General features: G+C 72.2%; 11 protein-coding genes and 1 pseudogene. 9 read left to right on the top strand and 3 right to left on the bottom strand.

Annotation, left to right across the window (positions count from 1 at the left end; all coding sequences use genetic code 11):
• Nucleotides 1-6: 6 nt before the first annotated feature.
• The gene (locus ACIQ87_RS25385) at nucleotides 7-711 is read right to left on the bottom strand and encodes an SDR family oxidoreductase (RefSeq protein WP_402410373.1); all 705 of its coding nucleotides are present in this window, start codon (nucleotides 709-711) and stop codon (nucleotides 7-9) included.
• An 81-nt stretch (nucleotides 712-792) separates the two neighbouring features.
• Entirely contained in the window at nucleotides 793-1,842 is a 1,050-nt protein-coding gene (locus ACIQ87_RS25380) for a ketoacyl-ACP synthase III family protein (protein WP_402410372.1), read from the bottom strand.
• A 271-nt stretch (nucleotides 1,843-2,113) separates the two neighbouring features.
• On the opposite strand from ACIQ87_RS25380, the gene ACIQ87_RS25375 reads away from it, so the two are divergent.
• The 8 genes from ACIQ87_RS25375 (at nucleotide 2,114) to ACIQ87_RS25340 (ending at nucleotide 9,464) form a co-directional block, all read left to right on the top strand.
• Nucleotides 2,114-2,386: an acyl carrier protein gene (locus tag ACIQ87_RS25375; RefSeq protein ID WP_402410370.1), complete on the top strand. Its 273-nt coding sequence runs from the start codon at nucleotides 2,114-2,116 to the stop codon at nucleotides 2,384-2,386.
• The gene (locus ACIQ87_RS25370) at nucleotides 2,379-3,602 is read left to right on the top strand and encodes a beta-ketoacyl-[acyl-carrier-protein] synthase family protein (RefSeq protein ID WP_402410368.1); all 1,224 of its coding nucleotides are present in this window, start codon (nucleotides 2,379-2,381) and stop codon (nucleotides 3,600-3,602) included. Before ACIQ87_RS25375 ends, ACIQ87_RS25370 begins: the two co-directional genes overlap by 8 nt.
• On the top strand, nucleotides 3,599-4,765 hold the full coding sequence (locus ACIQ87_RS25365) for a beta-ketoacyl synthase N-terminal-like domain-containing protein (RefSeq protein WP_402410366.1): 1,167 nt from the start codon (nucleotides 3,599-3,601) through the stop codon (nucleotides 4,763-4,765). The genes ACIQ87_RS25370 and ACIQ87_RS25365 overlap by 4 nt, the downstream gene beginning before the upstream one ends.
• A gap of 44 nt (nucleotides 4,766-4,809) precedes the next feature.
• Nucleotides 4,810-5,790, top strand: coding sequence for an AfsA-related hotdog domain-containing protein (locus ACIQ87_RS25360; RefSeq protein WP_402410365.1), 981 nt, complete (start codon nucleotides 4,810-4,812; stop codon nucleotides 5,788-5,790).
• A 35-nt stretch (nucleotides 5,791-5,825) separates the two neighbouring features.
• The gene (locus tag ACIQ87_RS25355) at nucleotides 5,826-6,494 is read left to right on the top strand and encodes an HAD family hydrolase (RefSeq protein WP_402410363.1); all 669 of its coding nucleotides are present in this window, start codon (nucleotides 5,826-5,828) and stop codon (nucleotides 6,492-6,494) included.
• Nucleotides 6,495-6,530: 36 nt separating this feature from the next.
• A complete protein-coding gene (locus tag ACIQ87_RS25350) occupies nucleotides 6,531-7,733 on the top strand; it encodes a cytochrome P450 (RefSeq protein ID WP_402410362.1) in 1,203 nt (400 codons plus the stop codon).
• Nucleotides 7,734-8,101: 368 nt separating this feature from the next.
• Nucleotides 8,102-8,725, top strand: a complete 624-nt coding sequence (locus tag ACIQ87_RS25345) for a BTAD domain-containing putative transcriptional regulator (protein ID WP_402410360.1) — start codon at nucleotides 8,102-8,104, stop codon at nucleotides 8,723-8,725.
• Nucleotides 8,726-8,753: 28 nt separating this feature from the next.
• On the top strand, nucleotides 8,754-9,464 hold the full coding sequence (locus ACIQ87_RS25340) for a 4'-phosphopantetheinyl transferase (protein WP_402410359.1): 711 nt from the start codon (nucleotides 8,754-8,756) through the stop codon (nucleotides 9,462-9,464).
• Between the two features lie 94 nt (nucleotides 9,465-9,558).
• On the opposite strand, the pseudogene ACIQ87_RS25335 reads toward ACIQ87_RS25340, so the two are convergent.
• Nucleotides 9,559-9,723 (bottom strand): annotated as a pseudogene (locus ACIQ87_RS25335) (ArsR/SmtB family transcription factor); the annotation flags it as partial.
• A gap of 179 nt (nucleotides 9,724-9,902) precedes the next feature.
• Between ACIQ87_RS25335 and ACIQ87_RS25330 the strand changes: the two are divergent.
• Nucleotides 9,903-11,483: an MFS transporter gene (locus ACIQ87_RS25330; RefSeq protein WP_402410358.1), complete on the top strand. Its 1,581-nt coding sequence runs from the start codon at nucleotides 9,903-9,905 to the stop codon at nucleotides 11,481-11,483.
• Nucleotides 11,484-11,802: the final 319 nt, after the last annotated feature.

Below are 11,802 nucleotides of genomic sequence, written 5' to 3'. Positions count from 1 at the left end.
GTGGCGTCAGATGCCCATGCCGATGCCGCCGCCGACCGGGAGGACCGCGCCGGTGATGTAGCTGGCCTCCTCGCTGGCGAGGAAGCGCACGGCGGCGGCCACCTCGCGGTCGGTGCCGGGGCGGCCGAGCGGGGTCATCTTCATGGTGTCGCGCATCCGGCGGTCGGACAGCGACTTGGTCATGTCGGTCTCGATGATGCCCGGGGCGACCAGGTTGACGGTGATGCCCCGCGACCCCAACTCCCAGGCCAGCGACCGGGCGAAGCCCAGCAGCGCGGTCTTGGTGGCCGCGTAGTTGGTCTGGCCGGGGGAGCCGAGGAAGCCGAGCGCGGAGGAGAGCAGCACGATCCGGCCGCGCCGCTCGGCGAGCATGGTCGAGGCCGCGGCCCGCACCGTGCGGAACACGCCCCGCAGGTTGACGTCCAGTACCTCGTCGAAGGCCTTGTCGTCCATCCGCAGCAGCAGGGTGTCCCGGGTGATGCCGGCGTTGGCGACCAGCACCTCGACCGGGCCCTGCTCGCGGGCGACGGTCTCCAGCGCCTCCTCCACCGAGGTCTGGTCGGTGACCTCGCAGCGCACCCCGAGGAAGCCCTCCGGGACGTCGCCGCCCCGGTGGCCGACCGCGACCCGGTCGCCGTCCGCCGCCATCGCGCGGGCCACCGCCAGACCGATGCCGCGGTTGGCCCCGGTGATGAAGACTGATCGAGACATGGTTCGTGGGTCGCCTTTCGTGAGGTGGTCGTTCGGTGCGGCCCGCCGAGCCGGCGGCGGGCGTGCGGCGCACTGGCGCGGTCAGCGCTCCGGGGCCTGGACCAGCAGGCAGGACCAGGTGAAGCCGGCGCCCGCGCTGAACACCAGGGCGGCCTCGCCGGGGGCGAGCACGTCCGCCTCCAGCAGGTCCGCGAGGCCGGCCACGGCGTCGCCCGCGCCCAGGTGGCCGGTGGCGCGGCCGAAGTCCAGCGGCTCGGCGGAGGTCTCCTCGGCGAGGATGGTGAGCCAGGAGTCCTGGAGGGTCTTGCGGCCGAAGCGGGGCAGGACCGCGTAGCGCAGCCGGGGGTCGCCCGGGTGCATGCCGGCGCCGTCCAGGGCGTCGGCGATGATCATGCGGATGCTGCGCCGGTTGACCTCGACGAACCGCTCGTTGCCGTGTTCGCGCAGGTAGGCGCGCTTGGTGATCCGCATGTCGACCCGGTCGCGCACGCCGCGCGAGACCGGTGCGAAGGGGTCGACGCCCCGGTGCATCGCCTCCAGCTCGGCGGCGGCGGTGCTCGCCGTGGAGCGCAGCAGCAGCCCGTCGTCGGCCTCCGCGCCGGGGCCGCTCAGCACGACCGCGGTGCCGCCGTCACCGTAGGCCACACCGTAGTCGCTGGCCCAGCGGTCGAAGCCGGGCGCGGTGAAGCGGTCGGCGGTGGTGACCAGGGCACGTCGGGGGGTGTCCCCGCCGCCGGCCGAGGTCAGGTAGGTCGACGCGAGCTGGATGGCGGTGCTCCCACCGTTGCACACCTGCTGGATGCCGATGGGCAGGGCCCGGTCGGCGCCGATCCGGTGCGCGATGTAGTGGGCGGGCGACCACAGGTCGTGCCCCTGGTAGTACATGCTCGCGTGGAAGGTCAGGTCGAGTTCCTTGGGCGCGACACCGACCGCGTCCATGGCCTTGCGGGCGGCGGCGACCGCCATGTCGGGTGCCGTCTCCTCGACGGCGGCGGGGACGTCCTCGTGACCGAGGTCCCGGGCGTGCCGGGGCGTCAGCCGGCCCTCCTGGACCGCGCACTCGACGCGGTCGCGTTCCTCGGGGAGCCACAGTGCCGCGGCGGTGATGGTCACCGGTTCCGCCAGCCTCATCCCCGACCTCCTTCCGGAATTCGCTCTGCGGGTACTTCCCGGCCGAGTCTGCGGCGGGCAGATAGAAGCGGGTTAAAAAAACGGTGCCGACGTCCGGTCGAACGGCCCGAATGTGTCGATTTGGGTCATGCCACCTTAGACACATGGCCGCCTGCAACTATCGACGGGTTGCCGCCCCCCCGGTTGCTGGATTCGAATTGCGGGGAACTCGCCGACCTGCCGGGAAAGATCTCCGGAGGGTCGGACGTGACCAATTGAGGGGAAGAGGAATATGGGCAGCAGCCAGCTTCCGGGCGAAATTCGGGAGAAGATCCGCGAAATCGTCGCCGAGGTGCTCGAAGCGGACATTGCCGACCTCACCGACGAGCAGAGCTTCGTCGACGACCTCGAGGCCGACTCGCTCCTGGTGATCGAGATCATCTCGCGGTTCGAGCGTGACCTGCACATCAAGATCCCCAAGGACGACCTGTCCGAGCTGGACACCCTGCCCGAGGCCTACGAGCTCGTCGCCAAGCACTACGTGGCCGAGGCCGTAGGTGCGTAGCAGGACGTCCCGGCGGGTCGTCGTCACCGGGCTCGGGGCCGTCAGCGGCCTCGGGCTCGGGGCCGGGGAACTGATCGAGGGCATCCGGCACGGCCGCAGTGGGATCGGGCCGATCGAGCAGTTCGACCCGACCGGCTTCGAGCACACCCTGGCCGGTGAGGTCCGCGGCTTCGACCCGTCGCGGCACCTGCACCGCACCGCCCCCGAGCGCTGGGGGCGCAGCGGCCAACTCGCCGCCGCCGCAGGGAGGATGGCCGTCGAGGACGCCGGCCTGGACACCGCGGCCGGGCTCCCGGACGGGGGCGTCAGCTGCTTCGGCACCACCAACGGCGAGTCCCAGGCGGTCGAGCACGCGGTGGCCGCCTGGGTCGCCGACGGGCCCGCCGCCCTGCGGCCGGAGCAGATCGCCCGCACCGAGCCGGGCAACATCGCCGGCGCGGTCTCCGCCGAGCTGGGCCTCACCGGCGAGTCGCTCACCTTCGGCACGGCGTGCGCCGCCGGCAACTACGCCATCGGCTACGCCTACGACCTGATCCGCTCCGGCGAGGCCGACTTCGCCGTCTGCGGCGGCGCGGACGCCTCCAACCGGGCCACCCACGCGGGCTTCCACGCGCTCGGCGCGCTCGCCGAGACCGTGCCACGTCCCTTCGACGAGCACCGCGACGGCATCGTCACCGCCGAGGGCGGCGCGGCGCTCGTCCTGGAGCCCCTCGACGAGGCGCTGCGCCGCGGCGCGCGGATCTACGCCGAGGTGCTCGGCTACGGCATGACCTGCGACGCCAAGCACATGACCAACCCCAACGCCGCGACCATCGCCGAGTGCGTGCGGATCGCGCACGCCAACGCCGGGGTCGAGCCGGGGGACGTCGACTACATCTGCGCGCACGGCACCGGAACCCGGGCCAACGACGTCACCGAGGTGAGCGCCGTGCGCGAGGTGTTCGGGGAGGCCCTGCCCCCGATCAGCTCCGTCAAGTCGATGCTCGGGCACACCATGGGCGCGGCCGCGGCCTTCGGCGCGCTGGTGTCCTGCGCCGCCCTGCACGAGGGGTTCCTGCCGCCGAGCGCGACGCTGCGCACGGTGGACCCCGAACTCGGCGAGGTGGACGTCGTCCCCGGCACCGCCCGGGCCGCCGCCCCCCGCGTCGTGCAGAACCACGGTTTCGCCTTCGGCGGCAACAACGCGGTCCTCCTGCTAGGGAAGGTCGAGGCATGACCGGAACCACTCTGCTCGAAGCGGCGCCGTCCGCCCGCCCGGCCGACGAGCGGGAGCACACCGAGCCGTCCGTCCTGCCGATCGACATCCTCGGCCACGGCGTGTTCAGCGCCGCCGGCCACGGGACGGCCCCGATCGCCGCCGCGCTGGCCCGGCCGGAGCCGGCGGCCGGCGCGCCCGGGGAGGACTGGCCGGAGCTGGCTGTGCGGCCGGTGGTGGACTTCGACCCGCAGGCCGTCCTCGGCCGCAAGGGGCTGTCCCGGCTGTCCCGCACCGACCAGCTGGTCATGGCGGCCTGCACGCTCGCCACGGACGGGACCGTCGCCGGGTCGACGGCCCGTACCGGCATCGTGCTCGGCACCACCGTGGGCAGCTCCGGCGCCCAGGAGGTGTTCTTCCGCGACACCTTCGTGCAGGAGCGCCCGTACCTGGTCAACCCGTCGGCCTTCCCCGGCACGCTGATGAACTCGGCGGCCGGCAAGACCGCGATCCGGCTCGGGTTCACCGGGGTCAACGCGACCGTCTCCGGCGGCCCGCTGGCCGCCCTGCACGCCCTGCGCTACGCCCGGACCGCGCTGGTCAACGGCCACGCGGACCGGCTGCTCGCGGGCGGCGTCGAGGAGCTGTCCACGGCCGCCGCCTGGTCCTGGCTGCAGAGCGGCGCGCTGCGCCCGGAGTCGGCCCTCGGCGAGGGCTGCGGGGTCTTCGTGCTGGAGCGCGAGGGGACGCGGGGCGAGGGCCGCAGCGTTCTCGGGCAGCTGCTGGCCTGCGAGAGCGGCCACGCCGACCCGGTCGTCGACGGCCCGCTCGGCGTGGCCGCCCGGCTCGCCGCCGTGGTGCGCCGCGCGCTGCGGCGCAGCGGACTGCCGGCCGACGAGCCGGTGGCCGTGGCGCCCGGCGCGGCGGCCCGGCGCGGCTGGTCCGCGGTCGAGCGGCGCGCCCTGCGCGAGGCCCTCGGCGCCGTCCCGGCGGAGCGGACCGTCCGCACCGACACCGCGCTCGGCGAGACGTACGGGGCCTCCGTCGCCCTGCAGCTGGCGGCCGTCCTGGGTCGCTGGCAGGCGGGGCAGGCCGCACCGGGGGAGCGGGCGGCCGTGCTCACCGCGGTCGGCCCCGACGGGTCCGTCGGCGCCGCGGTGATCGCCCGGCCCGACCCGCGCTGAACTCCCGTCCGCGCATGTCCACCGCACCGATCTGGAGAACTCTCATGGAAAGCACGTCTCTGCTCGCCCCCTCGGACCGGACCGAGGAGGCCCCGGCCCCGCTGGCGTACGAGCAGACCGTCCCCCGCAGCCTGGTGCACCGCTGGTCGCTCTCCGAGGTGTTCCTGACCGGATCGCGTGCGGTGGACGACCGGCGGTTCCAGGCCGCCGCCCAACTGCCGCTGTCCCACGGGTACTTCAGGGACCACCCGGGCCGTCTCGACCACCACGACGTGCTGCTCGTGCTGGAGGCGTGCCGGCAGTCCGTCACCGCCGCGGCCCACCTCCACCAGGGCGTCCCGGCCGCCACCACCTTCATGGTGACCGCCTGGACCCTGGAGGTCACCGACCCGGACGCGCTGGCGTGCGGAACCCGCCCGGGCGAGCTGGCCATCGACGGCGACGTCACCGGCCGGCACGAGCGCGGCGGCCGGCTGCGCCGGCTGGAGTTCGCGATGGACCTCAGCCTGGACGGCAAGCCGCTCGGGCACCTCACCATGGACGTCCGCTCGACCGCGACCGACCAGTACCACAACCTGCGCTACATGCAGCGCGGCAGCGAGGTGCCGACCGCCTTCGGCCTGTCCGCCGACCCGATCGGCGAGCCGGTCGACCCGGCCGCGGTGCGCCGCCTCGACCCGGTGAACGCCGTCCTCGACGACGTCCGCCGCGAGGACGGCGGGCTGGCCGCGGTGCTCAGCCCGCGCACCTTCCGCAACCGCAGCATGTACGACCACCCGTACGACCACGTCCCGGCGATGGTCTTCAGCGAGGCCGCCCGCCAGTGCGCGCTGCTCCTGGCCGACGGCGCGGAGGGCGCCGGCCGGGTGCTGCGACTGGACGGCTCGTTCGACCGCTTCGCCGAACTGGACCAGACCGTTCGGCTCACCGCCGCGCCGGATCCGGACCGCGGCGCCACCTCCTACCTGTTGCGGGCGGTGCAGGGCGAGCAGGCCGTGGCATCCGTCTCCGTCACGCTCGCCTGACCCGTTCACACCACCTCCTTTCGGAAGGCATCACCATGTCCCACCTGTCCATGGTCTGGTTCGACTTCGGCGGCGTCCTGTCCCCGCCGCTGGAGCGCATCTACGAGGCGTACGAGGTCAAGACCGGCATCAGCCCCCGCCAGCTCAAGGCCGCGATCAAGGGCGTCGCCGACGAGATGGGCCTGCCCACCATGGCGCCCGTCGAGGTCGGCGTGATCAGCGAGCCCGAGTGGGGCCGCCGGCTGGCCCGGGTGCTGGCCGAGCAGAACCCCGGCATCGACCTGTCCCGGGCCGAGCTGGAGACCTTCGGCCGGCAGTGGTTCGACGGCATCAAGGCCAATCCGGTCATGGTCCGGGCGTACCGGTACATCCAGGACAACGGCGTGCGCGTCGGCGTCCTGTCCAACAACGTCACCGAGTGGGGCCCGTACTGGAAGGCGATCATCGCCCCGGTCGGCGAGGTCGACGTCCTGATCGACTCCTCCGAGGTCGGCCACCGCAAGCCCGACCCGGAGATCTTCGAGATCGCCGCCAAGACCGCCGACGTGTCCCCCGTCGAGTGCCTGCTCATCGACGACGTCGAGGAGAACCTCGCCGCCGCCCGCGCCCAGGGCTGGAAGACGGTGCTCTACCAGAACGACGAGCAGACCCTCGCCGACCTGCACGCCGCGACCGGCCTCGCCGGTCTGACCGACCTGCTCTGAGCCAGCCCGGCCGGACACCCCGGAGGAGCCACCACCATGACCACCTCAGTCGACGCGTCCGTCTCGGTCGCGGACATCCCGGGCCTGGACCCGACGCCGCTGTACACGCAGGTGCCCGAGCGCTCGGCCGGCGGCCTGCCGCAGATCGCGCTGCCCAGCGGCCACAAGGCCGTGCACCTCACCCGCTACACGGACGTGCACAAGGCGCTGACCGACCCGACCTACGGCCGGACCGAGACCAACGTCGAGGGCGGCCCGACCTTCTTCCCCACCACCCTGCCGCCCGAGATGCTGATCAACCTGGACGGCCAGGACCACTCCCGGCTGCGCCGGTTCGTCACCGCGGACTACAGCGCCAACGCGGTCGCCAAGCTGCGCCCGTACCTGGACGAGGCGATCACCCGCAGCTTCGCCGAGCTGCGCGCCCAGGAGCGGCCCGACCTGTACACGGCCGTCCTGGACCGGGTGCCGATCGAGCTGACCTGCCACTTCCTCGGCATCCCGGTGGAGGACGTGGAGTACTTCCGCCCGCACTCCCGCACCATCCAGATGGCGCTGCACGACGACGTGCCGCAGCTGGTGGAGGACTTCTTCACCGCGTACAACTACGTCGCCGACATGGTCGCCGGCAAGCGCCCCTACGTCCCGGGCGGCCTGATCGAGAAGTTCATCCAGGGCCGCGACGAGACCGAGCCGCCGCTGGAGGACAGGGAGCTCGTCGGCATCATCTTCACCGCCGTGGTGTCGGTGGACCAGAACGTGCTCTCGGTCCTGGCCAAGGCCGCCCACGTGCTGCTCAGCGCGCCGAGCCTGTGGCAGCGGGCCGTCGCCGATCCCGAGGTCATGCCGCAGCTGGTCGAGGAGATCATCCGGCTGGTCCCGCTGGGCCGGATGTCCACCTTCCCGCGGGTCGCCCACCGGGAGGTGGTGACCTCCGAGGGAACCATCCACGCCGGTGACCTCGTCTACGCGGACGCCTTCCTCGGCAACCGCGACCCCGAGGTGTTCGAGAACCCGCTGGTCATCGACCCGGACCGGAAGGGCAAGCGCCACCTGCAGTTCGGCTACGGCATGCACCACTGCCTCGGCGCGGCGCTGGCCCGCCTGGAGATCGCCGAGATCCTCGGCCGTGTGGTGCGCGAGTTCCCGACCATGACGCTGGACGGCGACCCGGCCGACCTGGTCTGGGACGAGGGCGCGCTGCTGCGCCGTCCGATCGGGCTGCCGGTGCGCTGGTAGCCGCGGGGAAGCCCTCCCGCGAGGACGCACCCGGGCCCCGTCTGCTGGCAGGCGGGGCCCGGGTGTGTCACGTGTGTCACCCGGCATGTTCCTTTGGACGTACCCGGGGTGGCACCTGAGGAGCAGATCCATTGAGTCCCCCGGTGCGGGACCGATATTTTCTTGAAGCGTCGGCCGGGGGGCCAGACGAGATCCCGCCATCATGCGGGAACCACGGGGGATACATGTCGGACGTCATGCGTGTCGATGTGCTGGGCACACTGGAATTCCGTTTCACCGACCGGGTCTTCGCACTTCGGGGACCCAAACTGCGAAAAGTACTGGCCCTACTCGCACTGCGGGCGAACGAGGACGTGAACATCGACGTGATGGCGCATGAACTGTGGGGGGAGAATCAGCCCGCCACCGCCGTCATGACCGTCCGCACCCACATTTACCACCTGCGGAAGTGGTTCGCGGCCGTCCCGGTCGCGGAGGAATGCAAGCCGCAGATCGCCAGCCAGCCGTACGGCTACCGGCTGGAGATATCCGAGGAGCACGTCGACGCCACGGAGTTCCGGCTGCGCTGCGCCTACGGGTCCAAGATGCTGGACGCCGGCCGGGTGGACGCGGCCGCCGAGACCTTCGGCCAGGCGCTGGCGCTGTGGCGCGGCCCGGTGCTCGCCGACGTGCGGCACGGTGCCGTGATCGAGCAACTCGCCTCGGAACTGGGCGGGTTGCGCGAGCGGGCGATCGAGCAGCGGCTGGAGGCGGACCTCGACCGCGGACGCCACCGGGACGTCGTCGAGGAGCTGCGGCTGCTGGTCGCGGCCCAGCCGTTCAACGAGTGGCGGCACGCCCAGCTGATCCGCGCCCTGCACGCCTCCGGCCGCCGGGTCGAGGCGCTCGGGGCCTACCAGTCGCTGCGCACCCTGCTCAACCGCGAGCTGGGCGTCGAACCCTCCGGGGACGTCCAGCGGCTGCGCACCGAGATCCTTCGAGGCGTCGCATGAGACCCGGCCAGGAAGGACGTGACATCCCGTGATCGAGGAACTGCTGCCGGGGCCGGTCGTCGGCGCCGAATCGTTCGACACCTCCCAGGAGGCGGCCCTCTTCCCCGAGGAGGAGAGGTGGGCCGCCCCGATGGCCACCGCCCGGCGGGCCGGGTTCACCACGAGCCGTGACTGCGCCCGGCAGGCGATGGTCCGGCTCGGGCTGCCGCCGGCCCCGATCCTGCGGGGCCGCTCCGGCGAGCCGCTCTGGCCGAGCGGGCTCACCGGCAGCATGACCCACACCCCCGGCTACCACGCCGCGGCCGTCGCCCCCTCCCTGGACATCCTGGGGATCGGCGTCGACGCGGAGCCGAACCAGCGGCTGAGCAACAGCGACTCGCTGCCGCTGCTGTCGCTCGCCGCGGAGCGGGCGTGGGTCGGCACCCTGTTCGAGCGGCGGCCCGAAGTCAGCTGGGACCGGCTGCTGTTCAGCGCCAAGGAGTCCGTCTACAAGGCGTTCTTCCCGCTGGTCGGGCCGCTGGGCTTCGACGGCGTGCTGATCACGGTCGACCCCCGGGACGGCACCTTCCGGGCCCGGGTCAGGCTTCCGGGGCCGACCGGTCGGGACTCCCGCTCGACCCTCCTGACGGGCCGCTGGCTCGCCCGCGACGGCCTGATCGTGACCGCGATGGTGCTGCGGCGCCCGAGTCGTCGCCGGCGTCGTGCTCCGGACCTGGCCCGGGTGGCGGGTTTTGGCTGATCAGGTCCAGCAGCCCGGGGAATCGCGACTCCAGGTCCTCCCGTCGCAGGTGCGCCTTCCTGCTGTTGCCCCGGTTGATCTGCAGGACCAGCCCGGACTCGCGCAGGATCCGGAAGTGGTGACTGAGCGTGGACTTCGAGACCCCGAGGTCGAAGGACAGACAGGTTCGCTCGGTGCCGTCCGGCAACCCCACGAACTCCTGGACGACCTTGTACCGCAAGGGATCTGACAGAGCGTTCAGGATTGTCGGAAGCTCCATCTCGTCCCGGCTCGGGTGACCCTCCGCGTCGACCATTCTCCTCCGCCTCCCTGTCGCTCGTGGCCTCAACTCGTAGGCCAGGTTTGACTTGCATCATACCTCCGCTCCGTGCAAGCCTTAGGTTCTATAAGAACCGAACCTAAGGTTCGGAGCCCTCCGGAACGGGAGCTTCCCCAACCATGGCTGCACAGACCGAATCCCCCCTCGTCGGGGAAGACGCCGGATCCCAGGCGTCAGGGCGCCAGCGGCAGACGCTGATCCTGGTCGCCGTCCTTCTGGCCGTCTTCGTCGTCCCCACGTCCATCTCCGGTACCGGTGTGGCGCTGCCGTACATCGGCTCCGACCTGGACGCCAACCTGGTGCCCCTCCAGTGGGTCGTCAACGCCTTCAACGTGGCGTTCGCCTGCTTCACCCTCGCCTGGGGTTCCATCGCCGACATCATCGGCCGCGTCCGCGCCTTCGCCCTCGGCGCCACGATCTACGCGGTCGCCTCGCTGGTCAGCGTCTTCGCCGGCAACGTGATCCTGCTGGACGCCGCCCGCGCCCTGGCCGGCATCGGCGGCGCCGCGATCTTCTCCTGCGGTGCGGCGATGCTCTCCACCGTCTTCGAGGGCCCCGCCCGCGGCCGGGCCTTCGCGCTCTTCGGCACCGTCGCCGGCATCGGCGTCTCCTTCGGCCCGTCGCTGTCCGGCGCGCTGATCGAGAACGCCGGCTGGCGCTGGGTCTTCGCCGTGCACGTGATCGTGCTGGCCCTGGTCCTGCTCGCCGTCCCGACCATGAGCCGCGCCGTCCCGGAGACCCGCACCGAGGGTGCGCGCATCGACGTCGTCGGCTCCGCCCTGTTCATCCTCGCCATGCTGCTGCTCACCACCGGCATCGCGCAGGGTTCGCAGTGGGGCTGGGCCAGCCCGGGCGTGCTCGGCCTGTTCGCCGGCACGATCGTCGCCCTCGCGGTCTTCGCCGCGGTGGAGAAGCGCAAGTCGCACCCGATGCTCGACCTGAGCATCGTCACCAACCGCCGCTTCATGGCGCTCTGCCTGGTGCCGGTGGCCGGCTCCTTCGGCTTCGTCACCATGCTGACCTACCTGCCCAGCTACCTCACCGCCGCCGGTGGCTACTCCAGCGGCACGGCCGGTGCGATCATGCTGATGCTCACCGTCCCGATGCTGATCCTCCCGCTGGTGGCCGCCAAGCTCGTCGCCAAGGGCGTCTCCGCGATGGGCGTCATCTACCTGAGCCTGGTCTTCCTGGTGGTCGGCGCCGTCGGCCTCGAGCTCTACAAGCCCGACGTCAACCTCGGCCTGGTCGCCCTGCCGATGCTGATCGTGGGCGCCGGCTACGCCCTCGCCGCCGGCCTCGTCGACGGCAAGGCCCTGGAGCTCGTCGCCCCGGAGCGCGCCGGTATGGCCGCCGGTTTCCTCAACACCATGCGCCTCGGCAGCGAGGCCATCGCCGTGGCGATCTACGGCTCGCTGCTCGCCACCGTCATCAGCGGCAAGACCCAGGACAGCATCGCCAGCTACGCCGGCGCCGGTGACGCGACCACCGTCGCCGGGACCGTCGCGAGCGGCAATATCTCCGGTCCGGCCGGCCAGGTGGCCGAGGCGCAGCGCGGCAGCTTCACCGACCTCCTGGTCAACGCCTACGACGGCGCCTTCCACACCGTCCTGTGGGTGCTCGGTGGCATCTGCCTGGTGCTGCTCGTGCTCATCGCGCTGCTGCTGAGCGGCCGCAAGGACGAGCAGGCGAAGGCCAACTGACCCCGCGCGGCCGCTCCGGAGCGGCCCGCGGCCCCCGACCCGGTCGGGAGGCGCCTACACCCCCGGGGCGCCTCCCGACCGGTCCAGGGCCGGTCGAACCAGCCCCGAGGCCCGACCGCCGGGCCGGGGCACCCGTCGGATCCGTCCGACCCCCATCCGCTACGTCTGGAGAACAGCATGACTGGCACCGTGCAGCAGGCCTCGGCCGCTGCTTCGAGCGGGCCCAAGCCGATCCGCAGACTCGATCGGGTGATCATTCGTTTCGCCGGTGATTCCGGTGACGGTATGCAGTTGACCGGTGACCGTTTCACGTCGGAGA

It is taken from the genome of Kitasatospora sp. NPDC096204 (assembly GCF_044763205.1).
Lineage (GTDB): Bacteria > Actinomycetota > Actinomycetes > Streptomycetales > Streptomycetaceae > Kitasatospora.
Note: the sequence above shows the minus strand (reverse complement) of the source record. Positions and strands in the feature narration are given on the sequence as shown.

Bases quoted from the DNA above. Each gene is read 5' to 3' on its own strand.
- ACIQ87_RS25350 (WP_402410362.1), top strand. From the start codon at position 6,531: ATGACCACCTCAGTCGACGCGTCCGTCTCGGTCGCGGACATCCCGGGC.
- ACIQ87_RS25385 (WP_402410373.1), bottom strand. From the start codon at position 711: ATGTCTCGATCAGTCTTCATCACCGGGGCCAACCGCGGCATCGGTCTG.
- ACIQ87_RS25360 (WP_402410365.1), top strand. From the start codon at position 4,810: ATGGAAAGCACGTCTCTGCTCGCCCCCTCGGACCGGACCGAGGAGGCC.
- ACIQ87_RS25365 (WP_402410366.1), top strand. From the start codon at position 3,599: ATGACCGGAACCACTCTGCTCGAAGCGGCGCCGTCCGCCCGCCCGGCC.
- ACIQ87_RS25345 (WP_402410360.1), top strand. From the start codon at position 8,102: ATGGCGCATGAACTGTGGGGGGAGAATCAGCCCGCCACCGCCGTCATG.
- ACIQ87_RS25355 (WP_402410363.1), top strand. From the start codon at position 5,826: ATGTCCCACCTGTCCATGGTCTGGTTCGACTTCGGCGGCGTCCTGTCC.
- ACIQ87_RS25380 (WP_402410372.1), bottom strand. From the start codon at position 1,842: ATGAGGCTGGCGGAACCGGTGACCATCACCGCCGCGGCACTGTGGCTC.
- ACIQ87_RS25375 (WP_402410370.1), top strand. From the start codon at position 2,114: ATGGGCAGCAGCCAGCTTCCGGGCGAAATTCGGGAGAAGATCCGCGAA.
- ACIQ87_RS25330 (WP_402410358.1), top strand. From the start codon at position 9,903: ATGGCTGCACAGACCGAATCCCCCCTCGTCGGGGAAGACGCCGGATCC.